This is a genomic window from Paenibacillus tritici (assembly GCF_013204885.1).
GTDB lineage: Bacteria > Bacillota > Bacilli > Paenibacillales > Paenibacillaceae > Paenibacillus_AQ > Paenibacillus_AQ tritici.
In genome coordinates this window covers 250,851-274,862 of the sequence record NZ_JABMKX010000011.1, presented here as the reverse complement: position 1 = coordinate 274,862, position 24,012 = coordinate 250,851, and the positions used below count along the sequence as shown (strand labels likewise).

At 50.7% G+C, this 24,012-nt stretch carries 20 protein-coding genes and 1 pseudogene; 18 read left to right on the top strand and 3 right to left on the bottom strand.

All coding sequences use genetic code 11. From position 1 onward, the window contains the following. Positions 1 to 50 precede the first annotated feature (50 nt). The 6 genes from HQN87_RS21095 to HQN87_RS21070 all read left to right on the top strand — a co-directional run bounded on the left by HQN87_RS21095 (position 51) and on the right by HQN87_RS21070 (position 8,815). Positions 51 to 2,294, top strand: a complete 2,244-nt coding sequence (locus HQN87_RS21095; RefSeq protein WP_173137339.1) for an Ig-like domain-containing protein — start codon at positions 51 to 53, stop codon at positions 2,292 to 2,294. 99 nt (positions 2,295 to 2,393) lie between these two features. After that, positions 2,394 to 3,170, top strand: coding sequence for a glucosamine-6-phosphate deaminase (locus HQN87_RS21090; RefSeq protein ID WP_173137337.1), 777 nt, complete (start codon positions 2,394 to 2,396; stop codon positions 3,168 to 3,170). Continuing rightward, positions 3,167 to 4,330 (top strand): N-acetylglucosamine-6-phosphate deacetylase, encoded by a 1,164-nt coding sequence (locus tag HQN87_RS21085; RefSeq protein ID WP_173137335.1) that lies wholly within the window; start codon positions 3,167 to 3,169, stop codon positions 4,328 to 4,330. Before HQN87_RS21090 ends, HQN87_RS21085 begins: the two co-directional genes overlap by 4 nt. A gap of 12 nt (positions 4,331 to 4,342) precedes the next feature. Next, a complete protein-coding gene (locus HQN87_RS21080; RefSeq protein ID WP_173137333.1) occupies positions 4,343 to 6,184 on the top strand; it encodes a family 20 glycosylhydrolase in 1,842 nt (613 codons plus the stop codon). 30 nt (positions 6,185 to 6,214) lie between these two features. Then, positions 6,215 to 7,792: a glycoside hydrolase family 3 N-terminal domain-containing protein gene (locus HQN87_RS21075; protein WP_173137331.1), complete on the top strand. Its 1,578-nt coding sequence runs from the start codon at positions 6,215 to 6,217 to the stop codon at positions 7,790 to 7,792. A gap of 579 nt (positions 7,793 to 8,371) precedes the next feature. Continuing rightward, positions 8,372 to 8,815: a GNAT family N-acetyltransferase gene (locus tag HQN87_RS21070; RefSeq protein WP_173137329.1), complete on the top strand. Its 444-nt coding sequence runs from the start codon at positions 8,372 to 8,374 to the stop codon at positions 8,813 to 8,815. A gap of 285 nt (positions 8,816 to 9,100) precedes the next feature. Here the strand turns inward: HQN87_RS21070 and HQN87_RS21065 are convergent, their stop codons facing one another. Beyond that, entirely contained in the window at positions 9,101 to 9,652 is a 552-nt protein-coding gene (locus HQN87_RS21065; RefSeq protein ID WP_173137328.1) for a glutathione peroxidase, read from the bottom strand. 401 nt (positions 9,653 to 10,053) lie between these two features. On the opposite strand from HQN87_RS21065, the gene HQN87_RS21060 reads away from it, so the two are divergent. The 3 genes and pseudogenes from HQN87_RS21060 (at position 10,054) to HQN87_RS21050 (ending at position 13,457) form a co-directional block, all read left to right on the top strand. After that, entirely contained in the window at positions 10,054 to 11,916 is a 1,863-nt protein-coding gene (locus HQN87_RS21060) for a beta-L-arabinofuranosidase domain-containing protein (protein ID WP_173137326.1), read from the top strand. Positions 11,917 to 12,055: 139 nt separating this feature from the next. Continuing rightward, positions 12,056 to 12,685 (top strand): TetR/AcrR family transcriptional regulator, encoded by a 630-nt coding sequence (locus tag HQN87_RS32800; protein WP_301953204.1) that lies wholly within the window; start codon positions 12,056 to 12,058, stop codon positions 12,683 to 12,685. A gap of 1 nt (position 12,686) precedes the next feature. Next, a pseudogene (locus tag HQN87_RS21050) lies at positions 12,687 to 13,457 on the top strand ((S)-benzoin forming benzil reductase). Between the two features lie 105 nt (positions 13,458 to 13,562). Here the strand turns inward: HQN87_RS21050 and HQN87_RS21045 are convergent. Beyond that, the gene (locus tag HQN87_RS21045) at positions 13,563 to 13,799 is read right to left on the bottom strand and encodes a helix-turn-helix transcriptional regulator (protein ID WP_173137324.1); all 237 of its coding nucleotides are present in this window, start codon (positions 13,797 to 13,799) and stop codon (positions 13,563 to 13,565) included. Positions 13,800 to 14,035: 236 nt separating this feature from the next. Here HQN87_RS21045 and HQN87_RS21040 point away from each other — a divergent pair, with 236 nt between their 5' ends. From HQN87_RS21040 to HQN87_RS32420, 7 genes are all read left to right on the top strand, one after another. After that, complete coding sequence (locus HQN87_RS21040) at positions 14,036 to 15,445, top strand: helix-turn-helix domain-containing protein (RefSeq protein WP_173137322.1); 1,410 nt, start codon at positions 14,036 to 14,038, stop codon at positions 15,443 to 15,445. A gap of 188 nt (positions 15,446 to 15,633) precedes the next feature. Further along, a complete protein-coding gene (locus tag HQN87_RS21035; protein WP_173137320.1) occupies positions 15,634 to 15,825 on the top strand; it encodes an aspartyl-phosphate phosphatase Spo0E family protein in 192 nt (63 codons plus the stop codon). After that, positions 15,822 to 16,499, top strand: coding sequence for a response regulator transcription factor (locus HQN87_RS21030; protein WP_173137318.1), 678 nt, complete (start codon positions 15,822 to 15,824; stop codon positions 16,497 to 16,499). Before HQN87_RS21035 ends, HQN87_RS21030 begins: the two co-directional genes overlap by 4 nt. Positions 16,500 to 16,672: 173 nt before the next feature. After that, positions 16,673 to 17,503, top strand: a complete 831-nt coding sequence (locus tag HQN87_RS21025; protein ID WP_367272760.1) for a sensor histidine kinase — start codon at positions 16,673 to 16,675, stop codon at positions 17,501 to 17,503. A gap of 92 nt (positions 17,504 to 17,595) precedes the next feature. Then, positions 17,596 to 18,309, top strand: a complete 714-nt coding sequence (locus HQN87_RS21020) for an ABC transporter ATP-binding protein (RefSeq protein ID WP_173137314.1) — start codon at positions 17,596 to 17,598, stop codon at positions 18,307 to 18,309. Continuing rightward, positions 18,306 to 19,091, top strand: a complete 786-nt coding sequence (locus HQN87_RS21015) for an ABC transporter permease (protein ID WP_173137313.1) — start codon at positions 18,306 to 18,308, stop codon at positions 19,089 to 19,091. Before HQN87_RS21020 ends, HQN87_RS21015 begins: the two co-directional genes overlap by 4 nt. A 332-nt stretch (positions 19,092 to 19,423) precedes the next feature. Continuing rightward, positions 19,424 to 19,837, top strand: a complete 414-nt coding sequence (locus HQN87_RS32420) for a hypothetical protein (RefSeq protein WP_254075590.1) — start codon at positions 19,424 to 19,426, stop codon at positions 19,835 to 19,837. 12 nt (positions 19,838 to 19,849) lie between these two features. On the opposite strand, the gene HQN87_RS21005 is transcribed toward HQN87_RS32420, so the two are convergent. Then, complete coding sequence (locus tag HQN87_RS21005; protein WP_254075589.1) at positions 19,850 to 20,701, bottom strand: NAD(P)/FAD-dependent oxidoreductase; 852 nt, start codon at positions 20,699 to 20,701, stop codon at positions 19,850 to 19,852. A gap of 178 nt (positions 20,702 to 20,879) precedes the next feature. Between HQN87_RS21005 and HQN87_RS21000 the strand changes: the two genes are divergently transcribed. Next, positions 20,880 to 22,604 (top strand): ABC transporter permease, encoded by a 1,725-nt coding sequence (locus HQN87_RS21000; protein WP_173137310.1) that lies wholly within the window; start codon positions 20,880 to 20,882, stop codon positions 22,602 to 22,604. Positions 22,605 to 22,612: 8 nt separating this feature from the next. Continuing rightward, entirely contained in the window at positions 22,613 to 23,914 is a 1,302-nt protein-coding gene (locus HQN87_RS20995; protein ID WP_254075588.1) for an ABC transporter ATP-binding protein, read from the top strand. Positions 23,915 to 24,012 lie beyond the last annotated feature (98 nt).

Here is a 24,012-nt window from a genome sequence, read left to right as displayed (position 1 = left end):
TATGAACGGTTATCTCATACTCTCGTGACCACCCAAAGGAGGCGCCACTGATGAGGCAAAGGCTGCAAGGCACTGGACAACGGCTTGGATGGATGCTGTCTGTGATGTTGCTGGTTGTAATCTTGGGAACGGCGGTTCCGGGCACTGCCCGGGCCGCAGGCACCATTACGCTGGACGAACCGCCCGGAGGATATGTATCCTCCGGCGGGCTGGTGGAAGTCAGCGGAACCTATACCGGGCTGTACGATGTCCGGTTGTATGTGAACGGGACGGCCCAGTTCGAAGCGCTGCTGGATGATCCGGATGGGGATGACAGCGGAAGCTGGTCATACACGCTGGACACTGCCCGTTACAACGGCAGTGTGGAACTGGTGGCGCGGGGGCTGGACACCGCCACCCGTTATGGGGTGTGGAGTCCAGGCGTCAGCCTGGAGGTGAACAATCCTGCAGGCGTTGCGCCTGCGGTGACGATTACGGGGCCGGACGAAGGGATTGCGCTGACCGGACAAGTGGCGGTCACCGTCCAGGCAGGATCGGCTACGCCGGTCTCGGCCGTACAGGTCCGGGTGAACCGGGGACCCTGGCAGCAGGCAGCCTATAACGGCACGGACTATGTATATGCCTGGAACACGGCCGGAACCGGCGACCGGACCGTCAGCCTTGAAGCACGGGCAACCAATGCGCCCGGACGTTACGGCTATAGTCCGACCGTCTACGCTCAGGTCGGTGCGGGCACCCATGAGCCGGCACTTCCGTTGCCGGAGCAGGACCGGGCGATGTGGATCTGGGAGCCGGAGAGCTACAAGCTGCTGCTGAATCCGGGCTCGCGGGAGGTGCTGGAAGCCTTCGTTACGGACACCGCAACCTTCGGATCAGAGCCGGTCACGACGCTGTATCTGGCTGTAGGCAGTTATGCCGGGTACCGGGCGCTGGAGGAGCAGGAAGATGAGCTGCGCTCCTTCATGCGCTGGGCGCATGAGCGGAACTTAAGTGTCCATGCCCTGGTGGCGGGCGGAACCTCCCCGGCTTATATGGGAGCCTATGAGCGCTACCACGATCATGCGGTGCGGGAGATCGAGCAGATTATCAACTATAATCTCTCCGTAGCGGGGAAGGAGCAGTTCGACGGAATCAATGTGGACATCGAGCCGTATATTTCCCCGGATTTCAAAAACCCAACCAAGTTCCTGCAGAAGGAGTACCTGGATGGCCTGCAGAAGATGATTGACCGCCGCGATACAGCGGGCATCCGGCTGCCCTTCGGCCCGGCTGTGCCCAAATGGTACGATTCGTCAGAGCAGGGGGCGAATATCCAGTGGAACGGTACAACGAAATGGTTGTCCGAGCATATCCAGGATATCTCCGACTACATCTCGATCATGGATTACCGGGATTCTGCGGACGGAACCGCCGGCATCATTGCCGGTGCAGCCGGAGAGCTGGCCTACGCCGAGGCGATCGGCAAGCCGAATTCCGTAGTCATCGGAGTGGAGACTCTGGATATTGCGAACAGCGGCGACCCGGAGACCATCACCTTTCAGGAGGAGGGCCGCAGCCACATGGAAGCTGAGCTGGACAAGGTGTATGCCGCTTCCGGGCAGAGCAGCGCTTTCGGCGGTATAGCTGTACATCATTATGATTCCTACCGGGCACTACCTTCGTATTGGGGACCGGGAGGGGTATTCTGGACGGCGCCGGAAGACCATGAAGCACCGTCTGCACCTGCGGGCACACCGTCCGCTGTTGCCAGTGACTATCAGAGTATAAGGCTGACTTACGGCATGGCCAGCGACAATTCGGAGGTAGACCGCTATATCGTCTACCGCAGCACGGTGCCCGGCTTCACGCCTACCGCTGCGGACATTGCCGGACTGGCCCGGGGCCTGAATTACCAGGACAAGGGACTGCTGCCGGAGACCACCTACTACTACCGTATTGCGGCCCGCGATCTGGCGGGCAATATCGGTCCGTTCTCCAGTATTGTGTCTGCGGTCACCGGCAGCACGGCGCTTAAGCCGATGATCGTGACAGATCTGCTGTTATCGTATAACGGTTCAGCGGCGACAGCTTCCATGAAGGTGCGTGATTACGCTACCGGGAATGTGCTTGCCGGTGCCGCAGTGGAAGGGCGGTTCACGTATTCCGCAGGCCGTTACTCGGCGGCTGTTACGGGAGCAGACGGGCGTGCGGCTTTTACTTCAGAAGCCATTCCCCCGGGCCGGCAGGCCGGGTTCGAGCCCAGAAGAATTCAGGCAGCCGGTTATTACTATGCCAGCGCCCATAACCAGCCGTAAGCCATGACGCTACTCCATATGGTGTAGACTTGGCGCTTCAACGCTAGCTTAACAGACAGGGGCGAGAGCTTCGCCCCAATAAGGACGGAGGGCATAACCATGACAGACATTATTAACCCGGCGGCGGAGCATCAGGTGGAACGTATGCGTGTGCTGGTCTATAACCACCGCAGTCACATGGGTGCGGCGGCAGCCGGACAGGTCGGGCAGAGGATCAGAGACTTGCAGGAGCATTTCTCAGCTCCGGTCCGCATGATATTTGCAGCAGCCCCGTCACAGCAGGAGCTGTATGAGGGGCTGCTGCAGGAGCAGGGGATCGACTGGTCCCGTGTCTGTGCTTTTCATATGGATGAATATATCGGCCTGCCGGCTGACGCTCCCCAGCGCTTCGGGAATTACTTGCAGGAGCGGCTGTTCCGCAGAGTGAATCCGGGACGTATAGAGCTGCTTGGGAGAACAGGCAATATCGAAGAGGAATGCCGGAGATACGCGGCTCTGCTGAATGAAGCGCCTATTGATATCGTCTGCCTCGGCATCGGGGAGAACGGGCATATTGCGTTCAATGACCCGCCTGTGGCGGACTTTGCAGATCCCTATCCCGTGAAAAGCGTTCTGCTGGACGAAGCCTGCCGCCAGCAGCAGGTGAACGACGGCTGCTTCGCCAGCCTGGAGGAGGTACCCGCCCATGCGCTGACCCTGACGGTGCCTGCCCTGATGGCAGGGCGCCATCTGTTCGCCATGGTTCCCGGCAAGGCCAAGCATGACGCTCTTCAGGCGGCTCTCTATGATCCGGTCAGCACCGCGTGTCCGGCCAGCATTCTCCGTACACATCCAGGTATTACGCTATTCACCGACCGGGATGCCTACGGCTCATGAGCGGCGTCATCGCCGGACGACATTACAGAAGCGGCCTTCCGGTTGAGGTGAGTATAACCGACGGCGTCATTGCCAAGATCGTTACCCTGGAGGAGAATCCTCTCACATTAGACTGGCCCTGGCTGGCGCCGGGTCTGGTCGATTTACAGGTGAACGGTGGCTGGGGCTTGGATCTTAACACGCTGCCGCTGCGGCCGGAGACGGTATCTGAACTCTCACGCCGCCTGCTGGCGCGGGGAGTCACGGCTTATTGCCCGACCCTGATTACGAACGGGGCAGAGGCACTTGCCCAGGCGTTGTCCGTCATTGCGGAAGCCATGCGGACACAGCCGAATGCCGCTGGTCTGATTGCAGGGATTCATCTGGAGGGGCCCTTTCTGTCACCGGAGGACGGACCGCGCGGGGCCCATCCAAGGGAGCATATCTGCCCGCCGGACTGGGAATCCTTCTGCCGCTGGCAGGAGGCGGCGGAAGGGCAGATCCGGATCATTACGTTGTCCCCTGAATGGCCGGATGCCGCAGCCTTCATCTCCAGATGCAGCGCCTCCGGCGTCCGGGTCTCCATCGGACACACGGCGGCTTCGCCGGAGCAGATCCGGGAAGCCGTTGCCGCAGGCGCGGTGATGTCTACTCATCTGGGCAACGGCACACATCTTACGCTTCCGCGGCATCCCCACTATCTGTGGGAGCAATTGGCCGCCGATGAGCTGTACGGCTGTATGATTGCGGACGGCTGCCATCTGCCGGATTCACTGCTGAAGGTCATTCTGCGGATGAAGCGCAGCCGGGCGATCCTGGTCAGCGATGCCGTATCGCTGAGCGGCATGGCGCCGGGCGCCTACCGCCTGCATATCGGCGGAGACGTTGTTCTGACGGCAGAAGGGCGGCTGCATCTGGCAGGCAATCCGCAGCTGCTGGCAGGCTCGGCCATGATGCTGGCCGAGCAGGTAGCCTATCTGGCGGAAGCCGGATTGGCACCGCTGGAGGAGGCCCTTGATTGCGCCTCGGTTCACCCGGCCCGGCTGCTGGGACTTGCGCAGGCAGGAGGGCTTACCGCCGGTGCGCCTGCGGATCTGATCAGCTTCCGCAGGAACGGCGGGGCCATGGATATTCAGGCGGTATGGAAGAATGGCCAGATTCACGCGGCCGATAAGGATTAGGAGGAGAGAGCGATGCTGAGCTTGATACCCGAGCCGAAGCAGGTGAGGATTAGAGAAGAGAAGCCTTTACAGATCCGCGAAGGGGTACATCTTCATCTAACAATGGAACAGGAAGATCCCCGGCTGGAGCTGCATTGCCGGCGGGCATTCCCGGATCAGGAAGTTACCAGCGCTGTATCAGGACGGGGCTATTCGCTGCATATTCAACAGACCCTGCCGCAACAGACAGGATCTGAAGAGATTGGGCGGGATACAGCACCAGTCAAGGCTGTTGAAGAGGCAGACCTGTCTGTGCTGAACGGCAAGGCGGAAGGGTACCTGCTGGAGGCGGGCGCAAGGGGGGCTGTGATCCGCGCGCTGGATGCGCCCGGACTCTACTACGGCTTGCAGACGCTGCTGCAATTGCAGAGCCTGTATGGCGGCGATATTCCTGCCGTGTCCATAACAGACTGGCCCGATACCGCCCTGCGGGTGATGAATTTCGATCTGCGCCAGACGTTCTCGAAGCCGGAACGGCTAATGGACTATTTGGCGGAATTCTCCCGCTTCAAGACGAACGCCGTACTCATTGAATACGAGGACAAATTCCCGTTCAAGGCGCACCGGGAATTCGCTCATCCACAGCACGCGCTTAGCCGGGAGCAGCTGGAAGCGCTCCAGACTGCGGCCCATGAGCATTATATCGAGATTATTCCATTACAGCAGAGCTTCGGTCACCTGGAGTATGTGCTGCGGTATGACGCCTGGAGGCATCTGCGGGAAACCGAGGAATCGACCGGGGAGATCTGCCCTTCACATCCAGAGACCTATGACCTGATCACCGGCCTGCTTGACGAGATGATGGATGCTCATCCGGAGTCGCACTATCTCCATCTCGGCTGTGACGAGGTGTACAGCCTGTGTGAATGTGAAGCGTGCCGGAAGCAATTCGGCGGCGTGCGGGAGCGTGCGTTCATCTCCTTCCTGAACCGCTTGATTGAATTCACGGCAAGCCGGGGCAGACAGCCCGTCTTCTGGCATGACATGCTGGATAAGTGCCCGCCGGAGGAGCTGGCGAAGCTTGATCCGCGCAGTGCAGCGATGATCTGGATCTATAACGGGCGCAACATAGAAGCAGAGGTTACTGCCTTAACGAATAAGTTCAGGGCACTCGGCATCAAGGTGATGGGTGCACCGGCAGTCCGCAGCTTCGACTGGGCGGAGCATCAGAATTATCCGGTTCTGGACAACCGGACCGACAACCTCTTGCAGTGGGCAGAGACCGCCAAGCGGCTGAATATCAGCTGCATGGTGGCTACGAACTGGACCGGTCCGTTCAGCCTTGGCGTTCCTTACGGCGTCTTCGAGACGACCTGGTACCCGATGCTGCTGCATGCCGATCTGGCCTGGAACCGGAGGGCCGATGCTTCCTCCTTCATTGACCGTTTCCTGGAGCTGTTCCATGGGATTACTCCCCAAGCTGGTCATGCACAGCTCGGCAATTACCGGCTGGAGGATTACTACGATATCATCTGGAAGCTGCTGGATGAGGTACAGAAGAATAAGGATTACGCCGAGCTAATCGCGATCATGCATGAGTTCGAGGTGGCGACAGACCGCTCCAGGGCGATCCATAAGTATGTCTACCGCTGGGAGCTGTACCCGGGCGACAGCGCGGAATGGCGCTCGCTGCGGAACAATTACACGCGTAACCACAACGGGCGGGAAGCTGCCCGGCCCCGGATGCTGAAGGCTCTTATGGAGTATCAGCCCCGCGATATGGCCGAGCATTTCGTGAATTCCCGGTTCTATCTGCACGATTATCTGGAGCGGACGCTCTATCAGGAGCTGGGGCTTGTCCACAGCGAGGGTTAGCAAACAAACCGACAGGAGGATGGAGCAGTTATGCAGCAGAACGAAGTGAATCCGCTACAAGATCCGGCACCGGCAGACATGAGTCTGGAGGACAAAATATCCCTGATGTGTGTAGTCGGGACCCCCTCCAAGGCAGCAGAGCCGGAATTCCGCGGTCGGATGTCCCGGAACCGGTTCGGAGGGATCGGGATTTTCCCCCATAACGTGAAGAATGAGAAGCAGACGCTGGAGCTAATGGAGGAAGTGCAGTCGATTACTGGTGATTATGGCCTTCCGCAGCCTTACTATGTCTCGATTGATGAGGAGGGAGGTACGCTCTCCAAGTTCAAATCCTTCTATCCCTACATCCCCGGCAACCGGGCGGCAGGACTAAGCCAAGATCCAGACACCGCCTATCTCCAGGGAAAAATCATCGGCAGCCAGCTACACTCGCTGGGCATCCCGATGAACTGGGCTCCGGTGCTGGATGTGAATACGAACCTTGACAATCCGGTCGTCGGAGTACGTTCCTTCGGCGAAGTCCCTGAATCGGTGGCTGCCTTCGGCAAGGCATATATTCAGGGGATGCACGAGGCAGGGGTGGCTGTGACGGCCAAGCATTTCCCCGGCCACGGACAGGTCAGCGGCGATTCCCATGTCGTCCTTCCTGAATGCGGACTGACCATGGAGGAATTATTGAACGGGCCGCTGCTTCCCTTCATAGCCGCCATAGAAGCCAGGGCTGATTCGATCATGATGGGACATCTCGTATTTCCTAACATTCCCGAGTCGGCAGGACTGCCTGCTTCACTGAGCCCCTTCTTTGCCGGAGACTTACTGCGCAGCAGGCTGGGCTTCGAGGGTATCATCTGCACGGATGATATTGAGATGGGAGCGATCCGCAAGCATTTCAGTCCGGATGAGGTGGGCGTACTGGCCGTGCTGGCCGGTAACGATATGATTCTGATGTGCCATACCCCGGAATACCAGGAGCGGGTGATCGCCGGAATCCACAAAGCCGTTCTGGATGGCGTAATTGACGAATCCAGAATCGACGAATCAGTCATCCGTATCCAACACCTGTATACGAAATTCCGGCAATACCAGACCGGGGCCCGGCCCATTCCACGGGAGGGCTGGAACGAGGCGGCTCTCCAGCTTGCACGCAGAACGGTCAAGGTCAGCCGCGATCCGCTGCAACTGCTGCCGCTGTCTGCCTCACACCAATATATGCTGATCTTGCCGCAGCAGGAGCAGCTTACCATTGCCGACAACTCCGGCGGCAATGACATCGGTTTGGCCGCACTGCTGGAAGCCGTGGGCTTGTCCGTGCAGGTGCAATACTGCAGCATGAAGCCCGAAGCCGCTGAAATCGCGGCCTTGTGTGCACAGGCTGCCGGCCGCGTAGTGATTCAGGGAACGCTGAACGCCCATCTGTTCAGCGGGCAGCTCCAGCTTGCCCGTCAGCTCGCAGCCGCCGGACCGCTGCTGAACCTTGTGCTTCGCAACCCGTATGACGATGCGTACCTGCCGCAGAATGCCGGAAGCATTCTGTTATGCTCCACCTCTGATTATTCACTTAAAGCGCTAGTAGAGGTGCTTATACAGGGAACGGAAGCAGGCTTTTAAGGCTATTACGGTATCAGATTGAATCTGTAAATAGAGTCAGACCCTCAGAGATTCCGTGAAACGAAACTAGATCAATCGGCAAAGGGACTCAATGATAACTGTAGAATGTACAATTAAAAACACCGAAAAGGCATACGAGCATCGTATACCTGTAGTCTGTACAACTAAATCAGCCCAAAGGGGTGAGAACCAGGAGAAAATGGAGTTTTAAATGTACGAAATACATCTAAACGAATAATTGGTTTGAAATCAGACGTTTTAGCTGTACGAAGTGCAATTAAGCCTGCTGCAAGCTCTGTCATCAGTGAATTACAGACCCTTAGCAAGCCATGGCCCGTTTAAAAAAGCAGCGACAGAACAAGACTTGAAAAATAAAGTCTTAGACTGTCGCTGTTGTCGTTCAACTGACGTTTTCCGTTAGTTGAATAAGCACGCTTTCTTTTTATTACAGAATATCTTCGTACTGCGCATCAATCACTATGACTCTCGATGAAAAAACTTCATTAAGCTCACAGGAAGGATTGCTTCATTTAATTGACGAATACTTTATTGAGAATATTTTAATAACGGGGGCAGGGTATGGAAATTAAGATACGAGAAATTATAGCAAACGATTATACTGAAGTTGTTTTCTTATGGAACAATGTACTTGGCGTTCATACTGTTACGGATGAGAACTTTCGCGTTAAGATGGAACAGATGAGAAAGGCAGGCAATTACAAAACGTTTGTAGCGTTACTTGAGAACCATGTTGTTGGTTTTATATCTAGCGTTCATTCATTAGCTGTAGGGTCTGCGAATGATTATCTGCATATAACCGGACTTGCTGTACATAATGATTTCAGGCGACACAAGATAGGCACTAAACTGCTAAGATACACTGAAAATTATGCGAAAGATTACGGAATATCCAGCATAATTCTATGCACCGGGATGAAGAGAACCGAGGCTCATGCTTTTTATGAACAAAATGGCTATGACAAAGATTCATACTGCTTTGATAAGTTTATTAAACTTGACTAATGAATAACCATTTTGCGTTAAACTCCCATGGAAGAACTCAATAACTTCTATCATCTGTGATGCAGCGCAAGTCCTGCATGTATGGCTAACGGGAAACGTTAGTTTAAAAATAACAGCGGCAGTCTATGACTTTGGTTTTAAGTTTAGTTCAGAGCTGCCGCGATAAGCTGAGTTTTCTCACCGTACTATCCCTCCCTTAGTGCGCTATATGCAACAAATGCGACATAAATCCACTGATTTTGTTCAACTAACCTGCCCATTAACTTAATGACCGAAACAATTCAATTACTTTAAAAGCAGTCTTTCAATTGCAGGCTGTATATCAAATGGTTCCGTGGTTGTTTCGTATCTATTATGTACTTGTCCGTTCCGATCAATCAAAAACTTTGTGAAATTCCATTTGACCCCATCCCCAGCGTGTAGGTCAGGATACTTTTCTTGCAGGAAATTCTGCATCCTTTCACCGTTCGAAGTCCGGGTATCGAAGCCTTGAAATGGTGCTTGCTTCGTTAAAAATTTAAATAATGGATGAGCAGTCTGACCTCTAACCTCCACTTTCTCAAATAGCGGAAACGTCACTCCAAAGTTGCTTTTATAGTATTCCTGCACTTCTGAGTTGTTCCTGGGCTCTTTCTCATTGAACTGGTTACAAGGAAAACCGAGTATTTCAAATCCCTGTTTACTGTGTCTTTCATAAAGCTTCTGAAGATCAGAGAACTGGCGAGAATAACTACACATGCTGGCAGTGTTAACAATAAGGAGTACTTTTCCGAGGTATATTGACAATTCAATGGTCTTACCACTGATCGTGTTTACTTGAAAATCATAAATAGCCATCAGATTATTCCCCCAACGTTAGTATTATATAAAAACATCTTATGGTGTATTATCTTATTCGTCTAATATATAAATGTAATTAAATCTATAGGAAAAACAAATATATTAACTCAATCAAAAAAGTAATTACAAATGGATATTCAGCCATTATGGCTACAGTATCCTGCCTAATGAAGCGTTCGCCTTTGTCCCCGGATTTTCACCGCTAAGGAGAATCAATAAAATCTGGAGACAACAGCGACCCAAACAACGGTCCGTTCGCGCAGCGTCCGCTTAAAGTGCCCACGTTGATCTTAGCAGTATGGATCAACTTTATATGAGTATTAATCATTGGATTGATGGAAGCGCTGCTATATACTTTCATTGTGAAATTAATGTCACTAGATTAAGGGGCTGCAGCAATGAGAGAACTTAAGGGCAAGAATGTCGTTCTTCAAGATAATGATCTGAAACGCAGGGAAGAAGCAAACCGGCGTTATCTAATGAAACTAACGAATGATAATCTCCTGTTCAACTATAAAGTAGAAGCAGGCAGATATGACGGCAGAGATATTCCAGCGGATGCACACGGGGGCTGGGAGACGCCGGTCTGTCAGATCCGGGGGCATTTCCTTGGACACTGGCTGTCTGCCGCAGCTATGCGGTTTCATGAGACCGGTGATCTGGAGCTCAAGCTCAAAGCGGATCTCATCCTGGACGAGCTGGCGGAATGCCAGAAGGATAACGGCGGACAATGGGCTGCGCCTATTCCTGAGAAATACCTGCACTGGGTTGCCCAAGGCAAAGCGATCTGGGCCCCGCAGTATAATATCCATAAGTTATTCATGGGGCTGGTGGATATGTACCAGTTCACCGGCAGTCAAAAGGCACTAGAGATAGCCGATCGCTTCGCAGACTGGTTCATGGAGTGGAGCAGTACCTTCAGCAGAGAGAAATTCGATGATATTCTCGACATGGAGACAGGCGGGATGCTGGAAGCGTGGGCGGACCTGCTTCATATTACAGGGAATGATAAATACAAGACCTTGCTGGAGCGTTATTACCGCAGCAGACTGTTCCGCCCGTTACTGGAGAACAAGGACCCGCTGACCAACATGCACGCCAACACTACCATTCCTGAGGTACTCGGCTGTGCCAGAGCTTACGAGGTTACCGGGGAGCAGAGATGGATGGACATTGTCACAGCTTACTGGACATGTGCGGTCACAGAGCGGGGAACGCTGGCCACTGGTGGGAATACGGCCGGTGAAGTGTGGATGCCGAAGATGAAGATCAAGGCCCGCCTCGGTGATAAGAATCAGGAACACTGCACGGTGTATAACATGATTCGTCTGGCAGAGTTTCTGTTCCGGCATACCTCTCATCCGGCCTATGCACAGTATATTGAATATAATTTGTACAACGGAATTATGGCTCAGGCCTACTACCAGGAGTATCATCTGACCGGCAATAAGCATAATAATCCTGCCACCGGGCTGCTTACTTACTTCCTGCCTATGAAGGCTGGGCTGCGGAAGGATTGGAGTACAGAGACCGACAGCTTTTTCTGCTGCCACGGAACTATGGTACAAGCCAATGCGGCATTGAACCGAGGGATTTATTATCAGGATCAGAAGGATGTCTATGTATGCCAGTATTTCCGCTCGGAGCTGACAACTGAGATCAATGAAGAGAACGTGCGCATTCAGCAATCGCAGGATTACATGAGCGGAAGCATGCTGGACTCCTCGAACACCGCCGGACAGCAGGAATTGAATGAGATTACCGCGCTTCACGAGAACCTGCCTGATTATAAAAAATATGATTTCGTAGTCCATACCGGCTCTGCCCAAGCATTTGCCATCCATTTGCGCATACCGGACTGGATCATGTCGGAAGCCGTCATCTATGTGAATGATCAGCTTCACGGGAAATCTGCGGATCACAATGCCTTCTATAGCATCATGCGGAGTTGGAAGAACGGAGACCGGATCAGCATCATTCTGCCGGTCGGCATCCGTTTCATTCCTCTACCTGACGACGAACAGACCGGAGCCTTCCGGTTTGGTCCTGAAGTGCTGGCCGGAATCAGCGAGCACGAGCGGATTCTGTTCACACCGTCAGAGGATGTGACCGCTGAGATCGTCATGGAGAATGAACGGGAGTGGGGCAGCTGGCGTTATTTCTTCAAGACGGCCAATCAGGACCCGGGCATTCAGCTCCGAAGAATCCGCGACATCGGGTATGAACCCTATCAAGTGTACTTCACAGTGAAAAAATCATAGGCGCCTTTTCATGGCGTTGTCCTAAAGAGCGATTCTCCATTATTGGAGGGTCGCTTTTGCGTTTGTGGTTTTCGTATCCCGCTTTTTTTTGAACGATCGGTCGTTTAATTATTGACATTCTAGCTGACTAATCCTTATAATGGCATTAATTCATATCGAAGGGAGGCTGAGGGCGATCAAGAAAAGAGAGATTACATCCAGTCAGATCATCCAGGCAGCCTTTGAGCTGTTTGCTGAGTATGGAATAGATAAGACGAGTCTGGGCATGATTGCCAAAAAAGTGGGCATCACTAAATCCTCCATTTATTATCACTTTGCTACCAAAGAAGAGCTGATCAGCCGGACCTTTCAGCATATTTTTAGAGATCATCAATTTGCAGCATACTTTGATACTATCTCTGTTAATGAAGACAATTTCACAGAGACGTTAATTCGCGGCGGTCTAAACATGCTGCCAAGCGTTGATGAAGAGTATCGTTCAACTTTAAGGGTGCTAAGTGAATTTGCGATGCTGGCCGAGCGGGATGAGCAATTTAGAGCGCCGCTATTGAAAGTTCAACAGGATTTTGTCAACGGTTTGGTTCAACTCCTGGCGAAGGGCGCTGAATTCGGGCTTGTTGCACCTTCCACAACCGGGGTTAGCGCTCAGATTCTGGCCCTCCTTATTGATAATTTGTCCAGATGTAAGATGATGAAGATGGAGCTGGACTATCAGCTCATTTGGCAAGAGACGGTTCATAGACTGATTATCCGGGAAGATCACAGATAACTTGCGGGGAGCGATACATTTGAAACATATTATTATTACAGGTACGTCCAGAGGGATCGGCGAAGCATTGGCTCATCAATTAATCAATAAGTCCCACCACCTGATATGCATATCCAGAACGGCTAACCAAAGGATCATCGACCGGGCGAAGGAAATGGATTGCCCCTGAGATTATTTGAAGGCTGATTTAACCGATATTAGGGAGATTGATCCGCTTATCAAAGATATCTTCGGTCTAATAGATCTTGATGCCAGCAATGAAGCCGTGTATCTGATCAATAATGCCGCCATGCTGACTCCAGTAAGCCCAATAGAAATGCTGGAAACGGAGAAAATAATCGAGAATATCCACTTAAATCTATTAGCGCCGATGGTAATCACCTCCAACTATCTAAAGCTGACTAAGCATATGAATGTGGACAAAAGAATCCTGAATATCTCCTCAGCTTCTGCGAAATACATCTTACCCTCGCAAAGCTGTTACAGTACTGCCAAAGCTGGTTTAGACTCTTTTACAAGGAGTATAGACATTGAGCAGAAGCTGGTTACATATCCGGCCAAAGTCGCGGCGGTGTATCCGGGCATGATTGATACTGCTTTACAATCGGATATACGATCCGTAAGCAAAGAGCTTTTCCCGTATGTGGAAGAATTCATTCAACTCTCTGAGGAAGGCAAACTGCAAACGCCGGAATACACCGCATCTAAATTAATTGAAATTCTTGTAAGTGATGATTTCGGAGAGAATGTTATTATTGAAACCATCGGTTAACGTGGAGAGAAAAGAAAAACCACCAGTGAAGGTTCAGAACCTTCACTGGTGGTTTTTTGCGTATAAAATGAACCTCTTGCCGTGAAAAAAATTGACAATGGACATTCAATTGCCATTTTTTTGCGCATCTGCACTGTGATTTGAGTATTTCCATTCATCTACTTCACGGGGATCAACGCCAAACAAGTGACTGATTAGAAGCGCCAATGTAACATTCGGGAGTACCACACCGTACTCAATATTCTGGTAGTTGCGCAAGGTGCATTTCATGGTGTCATTAATCTGATGTACGATGGATTCTTGGGTATACCCTGCGGCTTTTCGTGCATCCTTTATCCTCAAAATGCAATATCTCCCTCAACTTTTCGGTATGTTTTTATGATAGGGGAGGAAACCAGTTAATTTAACGCTTTATAATACACGAAATATATTGCGTTAAAATTTTTTCAGTATATAATAATAGATGTAAACGGATTAAATAGTAAAATATCCCTTTATATTGACCGCCGTTTGATTCAACCTTAGTATCAACTATACGTATGCTTTTAATCCTATTTTATGGAAGGAGGTGTAATGGTTTGGGATCGGTAAATTCTATCCGGGAAGAACTGCTCGCGTATATGAACAGAAATCAAATGATACATTCACATTTTGCCGAGTTATCGGGTATCAATTCAGGTACGCTCAGCCGGATTTTAAAAGGCAACCATCCAATCTCTATGGCACAACTTGTTGCAATTACCGCTGGAATGAAGCTGCCGGAAGACTATTTTTTTGAAGACTACATAGATGAATGCTTCTCTTTTGTAGTCTCCATGAGGCGGATACGACCCTTTATTTTCCGCTCTGCAGAATTAGAACGTTTGGATTGTCTTGAACAGGTTGTGAACCGTCTGCTGGAGGATTTGTCTTATGCATCTGTACTGTTTGAATTCGCTGATCATTTTTATTGGGACAATAAACGCCAAGCTGCAAGGATACTGTATCAGGGTGTGAGCGAAGCTGAGAAGTATCAGCATTCCGAACGGTTAGCGTTATGTCAGTACCGGATATTTCGGATTGAAATAGAAGAACAAGAGGATCTGGAGGAGAAATTACGCGCAGCAGCTCAATTTGAGTTGTATGTAAACCGCTTAGACGCGGCCGATCAGCTCGATGCATTGAAACAGCTAATGCATATTTATGGTCTGGTGCACAAGTGGACAAAAGTAGACGAACTTGCTAAGGAAATGCACAGCATTGCATCCGTTCAATATGAGCTGGAAGGCCGCCGATCGGACACAGTAGAAGAAGGGTTGAAGTGTCCTGAACACCCTTTCTACTATTATATCCTGTACGCATACTTAGCCAGATCTAAAACCAGCGAAGCGTGTGGCGATTATGAACGGGCCTTATCCTTTGTACAACTATATGCAAATGCCGAGCACTGGGTACAGGAGAACGATGAACAATCCCGGCAGATCATTGCACAATTTACGGATTGGGCGGTTGCTAACACCTATCTGTACCGGTTAATGTCCGGAGAACTGGATGTAATACATGAGTATGCAGACTATATAGCGCTTCAAGAGAATGAAATATTTGTGGCAGTGCGTTATATCCTTCAAGCGGCAAATGTATTTAAGCTTAATGTTGACAGCATCTTAGAGCGGTTCGCGCCATACATACCTTATCAATCCAACAAGACAGAGTTCGGCGATTACAAGCAGGCCATTCTGCAAGAGAGCTATGCACAATTCCTCATCGAGCTTGCAGTCTATCTTTTCAATCACAGCAAGAGTAAGGAACAGGCATTGAACACGGTACTGAGAGGCTTGGAAATATCAATTACCATGAATAGCAGTAAAAATATGATTGCTTGTATGACTCTTTTTGAGCAGTATAGAGATTTTGCGGATCAGGAACTGCAGGAAAGATTCAAAAATCTATCAAGTGAGGTGTATCAGCTCAATGCGGAAAAAAGTCTTATTCTTCTTGACGCTCTGTAGTGTTTCAATTGTTATTTCAACGACGTTAACCTTGGTGACTACACTGACGCATGGCTGGGGAACTTAATCATTTTCGCGAAAATATACAAGGGTGCTCCTGACTTTTCGGGGGTGCCTATTTTTGTGCAATCAAACAGATATCCTATTATCTGTCATAAAATCCTAAGATAGCGTAAAGGGAGGATTCTATGGTGAACAGAAATATGCTCGTACAAGTCCGTATCGAACGTGCCCGTAACCGGCTTCACCTTCTGGCGGAGAAACATCATGATCTTCAGCATCCTGCTGTACTTAAGCAATCCAGGGTATTGGATGAGTTAATTAATCAGTATAATAAGAAGGGAGAGTCACAGATCCATAGAGAGCAGGAAATCACTTGAGAAAAAACGTACTCTATATTGAAGATAATGAGAAAATAGGCCGCTGGGTGAAAGATGAACTGGAACAGCGCGGATTCTCCGTCCGGTGGCTGCTGTCCGGCGAAGGCGCCGAACAAGAAGTCAATGAGCATGACCTCGTTATTCTGGATATTATGCTGCCCGGCTTAGACGGATTCACTGTGGGCAGACGGTTAAAAAAGGCAGCGCCCGCCGTTCCTATTCTGCTGTTAACTGCTAGAACCGCAATCGACGATAAGGTAGAAGGCTTACAATTTGCTGATGATTATCTGACCAAGCCCTTCCATACGGATGAACTGGTTGCAAGATTAGAGGTATTAATCCGCCGGAGCGGCGGAATCACTTCGGACCGTATTAGGCTGGGTACTCATATTGAAGTAGATACGAAGCTTCAGACAGTCTATGACAAGCGCACAGGAGAAGAGATCCTATTGACAGGGAAGCAGCATCAGATCCTAATGTATTTCTTGCGCCATCCTAATCAAGTGCTGCCGAAGGAACAAATCTATGAAGCCGTCTGGGAGGAAGCCTATATCCCTGGCGACAAGACCTTGCTGGTACATCTCCACCGGCTGCGGCACAAGCTGGAGCGTGACCCGGAGACCCCGGAGATTATTGAGACGCTGAAGGGAATCGGCTACCGGGTGAAGCTATGAAGCAGCCAAGATCCTTATTTCGCCATTTTCTAAAACTGCACTTTCTGTTTATCCTTCTTCCGCCGCTTGTGCTGTTGGTCTTCTCATCATTCTTTGGGTCTTCTGAGCACGAGCCACGGCTCAATACGCTGAACCTATTTTACGTTACAGTGCTATTGTTCACTTGTATTATCGTGGCATTTGTTGTGCTATCCTGGCTGTTCTTCTGGAGACTACGCAGACGTCTGACCCGCTTACAAGAAGCTATGTCCGCTACTCCCGCTGCTGATTCGTGGACAGAGCCTGTCCTGATTCAAAAGGATCGCATGGATGAAATAGACCAGTTGGGCGGTTCTTTCAACCGGATGATCAAGCAGCTTGAAGACAGCCGCAAGCGGGAGCATGAGGAGGAAGGTCTGCGGCACCGGCTTATTGCGAATTTGTCTCACGACTTGCGGACGCCTCTTACCATTTTGCGGGGACATATCACCAGATTAAATAAAGAATCCATAAGTGAAGAAGGACAAGACTCTTTAACAGAGATGAACGATACGATTACAAGAGTCGGAGAGCTGATGGATGATCTGCTGTCCTATACATTGCTTACCTCAGGAAAACATCCTTTTAAGCCCGTCTCCACAGATATTGGACGTTTAGTCAGAGCGTCTGTCGCTGCGTGGTATCCGGTATTTGAAGAACATGACATTCAGCTGGATGTTGATATACCGGCAGAGGAGACCTTTTATTGGGAAGCAGATCCTGGGTGGATGACACGGGTGCTGGATAATGTATTCCAGAATATTGTCCGCCATGCCGCAGAGGGGAAATATGCAAGCATTGTCGTAGATGTAGAACAAGAATTGATCATTGTTGCCGACCGGGGCCCGGGGATGGAACGCTCATCCTATGAACGGGGGGCAGGGATGGGGTTATCGATATCCCATTATATGCTGAACACCATGAAGCTGAAGGCTGACTATACATCCAGTGAAAATGGCACCAGAGTAGCTATTGGCAGAGCTTAACCTAAAAGTAACCCGGAATTAAACAACGTGATCACCGCGATGTAACCTTGCTTCTTTATAATTAGGGCCATAACCGAAAGGAAGTGTTATGGTTGCTAACAATCAATAGCTTAGTCAAACGTCGCGGATCTCAACAAATTCTGTCCGGGATCAGCTTTGAAGCCCGTCCGGGGAGAGTAACAGGCTTCTTGGGGCCAAACGGGGCGGGTAAAAGCTCTACCCTGCGTATCCTGCTTGGACTAGACCGGGCCACCTCTGGCAGCGCGCTCATTCAAGGCAAGCCATACGCAGAATTACATCATCCTCTGGCCACAGTAGGTGCGGCCCTGGATGGCTCCGGCGCTCACCCTATGCGGACAGGACGGGCACATTTGCGCTGGATCGCACGCGCCGCAGGCTTGCCCCGCTCACGGGTCGAGGAAGTTCTGGAACTAACAGGCCTGTCTGACGCCGCCGGCAAAAGGGTCCGGAATTATTCCCTGGGGATGGGAAAAAGACTTGGCATGGCAGCCGCACTGCTTGGCGATCCCGACATATTGATTTTAGATGAACCTGTCAACGGGCTCGACCCGGAAGGAATCCGCTGGATTCGGACTTTTTTGCGTAAACGGGCAGAGTCTGGACATACAGTGTTATTATCCAGCCATCTAATGGGCGAGCTTGCAGAGACCGTGGATGATGTGGTGATTATTAAGCAGGGAACCATCGTTGCAGCTGGAACCTTGCAGGAAGTAATAGGCCGCCATTCCTCGCTGGAGGAAGCCTTTTTTGCCCTGACAATGGAAAAGGCTGGTGACGGTGTATGAGAGCATTCCAGGCGGAACTATCCAAATTGTTCTCTCTGCCGGGCATTTGGCTGGCCGTGCTTATTGGCGCAGTTGCCCCGGCGGTCATTGCTGCCTTGGACGCTATAGCCGAGAAAGAGGCGATTATAGCTGGAGTCAGCACACGGCTGCCCGAAATGGGCTATAGCGGATTGGGCCTTGGTGTACAAGGCGTTATTATTCTTGGCGTGCTTGCAGTCAGCAGTGAATATGTGGCAGAGAGCAGTGAGACTGGCGGAGGACAACAGATGACCACAAGCTTAACGGCTGTTTCCTCCCGGCTTCATTTCCTGCTGGCCAAAGCAGGCGCTGTGACAGTGATCAGCATCCTGCTTAGTATGGTGGCTATTCTAACCACGGTATCAGCAACACATCTTATTCTGGGTGAATATACCCCTGCATTTGAAGGATCCAGACTTGCCGGGGCAGTATGTTACTGGACCTTCACGGCACTGTTGGCATTTGGGATGACTTTGCTGACCAGGAATGGCATTATCCCGCTTGCTGTGCTCATTATCAATTCATCCGTTGTATCCTTCAGTGTCCTGCTGCACAAGGTTACCAAGCTTGCTTTTTACTTGCCAGACCGGGCCGGCTTTGAGATGTTTATGTTTACAAGCGGCAGCGCTCACACCCCGGGGACAGGCAGTTTATTTGAAAGTTATCTCACTCCGCTCACAGGCGGCTTAGTCATGTTTGCCTGGGTAGCCGTGCTACTCATGCTTGCAGCTATTGTATTCCGTAGGAGGGACGTTGCAGCATGAGAATCTCATCTGGAAGAAGGATCACACCCATCCTTGGTGCTGAGCTGGATAAATTTCGTACATTGCCGTTGATAAGACTCACTCTTACCGTTACATTCATTCTTAATATAGCGCTAACCGCAGCTTTTACTTCTGTGAGTTTACAAGAGACAACAGGAACGCAAAACACGCTAAACACAGGACTTGCTTCAATGGGATATCTTCAGGCAGGGTTTATCATTCTTGGGATCTTGGCCACTTGTTCGGAGTATACCGGCGGGCAGATTCGAACGACTCTAACTGCGATGCCCTGGCGGGGTGTTCAAATATCCGCGAAAATGTTGGCACTAGCGATGATAACCATTCCTGCGGCGTTTATTATGGCTGCTTCCGGCGTGCTATATGCTTTTATCATGCTGGGAGACACTGCATTAATGACGGAAATAGGCACAGTGATACAGACCTTAGCAGGTGCAACAGGCTATCTTACCTTAACCGCACTGCTCAGTGCAGCGGTAGGTGCAATATTAAGACGCACCACTCCCGCTGTAGTGGTGCTGCTCGGTTATTATTTCATTGTCAGTCCATTGACGAGAGATTGGCTACCCGGCTATTTGCCGGATAAGGCGGGATATTATATGTATACGCCGCCTTCCGTGGATGCCGGTAATATCCTGACACCCATGGAAGGGACTGGTGTTGCCATGTTATGGACGCTGAGCCTTATGGCAGCAGCCATACTATTGTACCGCAGACGGGATGCCTAGTCCCTGACACAACTATCGGTGAACAAGGGGTCTGGTCTGCAGATAGAGGTCCAGGTCCGGGCTGGACCCCTTAAGTATCGAGTCCGAAACAACTTTGGCCAGCACCCCGTTATATACCGTTCCGTTATCCCCGTAAGCCATAAGGATATAACAATGAGGATAATCTTCATACCGGCCGATGACAGGCAGGCCATCATGCGTTCCTCCGTAAAACGCCCCGAAATAATATTCCGGCTGAGCCGGTATATCCGGGAAGAGCGTCTTAAAGGCTTCAAGAAGTTTGTCTCTGCTAGCCGGAATTTTAGAATCCCTTGTTGTTGCGAAAGGCGTATCCTTATCCATGCCCCCAATAATGATCCGGTTATCCGGGGTAGTACGCATATATACATAAGGGCGTGCGGTCTCCCATATTAATGTTCTTTTAGGCCAGCTCGAAAGATCGGCGACCGGCTTGGTAATGACAGCATAGGAACTGGCCAGTGTTGCATTTTTTTCAGTTTTGAAATCGCTGTCTTCATAACCCGCGGCAATAATTACATGTCTGGCCCGGATTTCGCGGTGTTCCTTGGTGTAGAAGAGGGCATACTCCTGTTCGAAACGTCTTCCGGTTATTTCCGTATCCTCATAGATCTTTCCTCCCTGAGACTGCGCCTTCTCAAGAAGCCCGTATACAAATTTGAGCGGATTCATCTCAGCATCCTCATAATAGTACAGTGCTGCTTCCTTCTGAAAAGGATACAGGCTGGCTATACGCTGCGCATCCAATAGATCCACTTTGAACCCGTGCTCCTCTTCCAGCTTAGGGTAAGAAGGAGGATTAACCACCGTTGTGGGCCAGTACAATTTACCGCTCTGCAGATCCATATCAGCCTCTCCCTTATTCATATTTCGACGCTTAGTATGGTCACAATGCTGCTGGCTGATTCACGCTCTGAGGTACCCTTAAGCGGAAAACAATGTTACACTATACTATTCAAGTCATACCTGGGAGCAATCCCGGGGATTTTTTGTATTCATGCCTCGCAGATTGGAGTTGTTCTCTATGCAATTGAATTATTTCCACACTGGTAACGAGAGAAGACCATTTGGCTGGGCAGATATTCTCGTGATTTCCCTGCTGTTATCTATTCTCTATGCCGCGGCAAAGTTAGGCTCGGGTATGCAGGTGCCTTTAGATCCGGATGAACTGTCCTCCTTGAGCCTGGACCCTAAATGGCTTCCGTACTATGCTGGACGCTCGCTCCTGCGGATGTTTATTGCTTTTGCAGCGTCCTTACTGTTCACCTTCGTGTATGGACGCATCGCGGCATATAACCGGACTGCAGAGAAATTCATGATTCCCGCCATTGATATTCTGCAATCCGTGCCGGTGCTGGGGTTCCTGTCGGCCACTGTACTGGCTTTTATGGCATTGTTTCCGGGAAGCCTGCTGGGCGTGGAATTCGCTTCGATCTTCGCTATCTTCACCAGTCAGGTCTGGAATATGACACTTAGCTACTATCATTCCCTTAAGACGATCCCCCGGGAATTGAATGAGGCTGCCGCAATGAACCAGCTGGGCGGATGGCATCGTTTCACGAAGCTGGAAGCGCCTTTTTCGATGATTGGCTTGGTCTGGAACAGCATGATGTCGTTTGGCGGGGGATGGTTTTTCCTGGCGGCCAGCGAGTCGATCAGCGTACTGAACCAGGATCTCCATTTGCCCGGAATCGGGACATACATGGCCTTGGCCGCAGATGACGGCAATATTAAGGCCCTGATCTATGCGATCCTGACGATGGTTGTGCTGATTGTGCTAGTAGACCAATTCTTCTGGCGTCCGATTGTGGCCTGGAGTCAGAAATTCAAGAATGAACAGACGGAAGCAGGAGAGGTTCCAACCTCATGGGTATTGAACCTTCTGAAGCGGGCCAGCTTTGTCCATTATCTTAACCGTAAGCTGCGCCGAGGGGTTCATGACGGATTCTTACGGCTCTCAGCCACAAGCTCGCAGGTGAAATTGCCACAGGTCCCGCCAGGTATAAAGAAAATCTTCAAATGGCTGATTCTGCTTACTGCCGCTGCACTAATACTGAGATATTTGTATTCGGGTATTCTTGAGATTGCCCAATTAAGCTGGAGCGAGCTGATCCATGTGGTGTACCTCGGTCTGCTGACCGGGTTAAGGGTTGTCGTTTCGACTCTTCTGGCAGTTGTCTGGACCCTGCCTATCGGAGTGTTCATTGGAACGAATCCGCGGCTGTCCCGGATGGTTCAGCCTGTTGTGCAGGTATTGTCTTCTTTTCCGGCGAACATGGCATTCCCGATATTCACGATTCTGTACTTGAAGTTCGGGATCCCGATGGAGATCGGGGCAATTCCGCTGATGATGCTGGGTACCCAATGGTATGTATTATTTAATGTCATTGCCGGAGCGATGGCCATTCCTTCCGATCTTAAGGAAGTCACGGTGACTTTGAAATTGACACGCTGGCAGACCTGGAAGAAGCTGATTCTTCCTGCTGTCTTTCCATTTCTCGTAACCGGCTGCATCACGGCAAGCGGAGGCGCCTGGAACGCCAGCATTGTCTCCGAAATCGTATCCTGGAAGGATCAAGATCTTCAGGCAGCCGGACTAGGTACGTTCATCGCTGAGGCCACTACTAACGGCAACTGGCCGGAGATCATCTGGGGAATACTTGTCATGTGCCTGCTCGTTGTAATTGTGAACCGCCTGGTGTGGAGCAGGCTGTATGCATTAGCCGAAAATAAATATCACATGGACTAGAGGTGCCGATGATGAGAAAAACTCTGATTGAATTACAGCAGATCAGCAAACGTTATGATCAGCCGAAGCAGGCAAGTGTGAGCATTATGGAGGATATTAATATCAAGATTAAGGAGGGCGAGCTGGTCTCCATACTGGGACCTTCAGGTTCAGGGAAATCGACTCTCCTGCGCATCATTGCAGGTCTTGTCCCTCCTTCACAAGGCACGGTTCTCTATAATGGACAAGAGATTGCCGGAACCAATCCGGGCGTCGGAATGGTCTTCCAATCGTTTGCGTTGTTTCCTTGGCTTACAGTCCTGGAGAATGTGAAGCTGGGACTGGAGAATAAACCGTTACGTGAAGCCGACAAAATGCGTAAAGCTCTCTCAGTCATTGATATGATCGGCCTTGACGGATTCGAAGGAGCCTACCCCAAAGAATTGTCCGGCGGGATGCGGCAGCGCGTGGGTATTGGCCGGGCTTTGGTCATGGAACCGGATATCCTTTTGATGGATGAACCGTTCTCGGCCCTTGACGTATTGACTGCAGAAAACCTGAAGCGCGACTTGCTGGAATTGTGGACGGAGCGCAAAATCCCTACCCAATGCATCATTATGGTTACACACAGTATTGAGGAAGCCGTCTATATGTCGGACCGGGCCATCGTCTTGTCGAGGGACCCTGCCCGTGTAATCTCCGATATTCCCATTCCCATGGCGCACTGGAGGGATAAACAAGATCTGCAGTTCACCTCGCTTGTGGACCGCATCTATTCCATACTGACCCAAAGGGAAGGGAAAACTACCGGACAGGCCGAAAAAAAGGACAATACTATCGAGAAAATTCCACCAGTTCCGGCAGGTGCCCTCACAGGCTTCATTGAACTGATTGACGACCTGGGTCAGCAAGTGGACTTGTACAAACTAGCGGATCAATTAAGTCTGAAGCTGGAGGATTTCCTGCCCATCGTCGAGGCGGTGGAAATGCTGCAATTTGCTACAGTTGTGCATGGAGATATCGGGTTGACTGAGGCAGGACGCCGGTTTGCCAATGCCAGTGTTCTCTTCCGGAAGGAGATTTTTAAAGACCAGGTGCTGGAGCATGTTCCAATCATGGAGAAAATCATCTGGATTCTGCAATCGAAATCAAATAACAAAATGGAAGGGGCCTTTTTCGTGGAGATTTTTGAAAAGCATTTTGGAGCAGAGGAAGCCGCTCTTCAACTGGACATTGTGATCGACTGGGGCAGATATGCGGAGCTGATTGCCTATGACAAGAAGGCAAAGGTGCTTTACCTGGAGAATGAAGCTGCGGCAGCAGTGGAATAGAGCCCTGATGGCTGATCCTATAATCTGACAGGTGATTGTCTATGATTAGTCAGGTTAAATTCATATTTCCGATCCGTTATGATTACATAAGCTGCGCC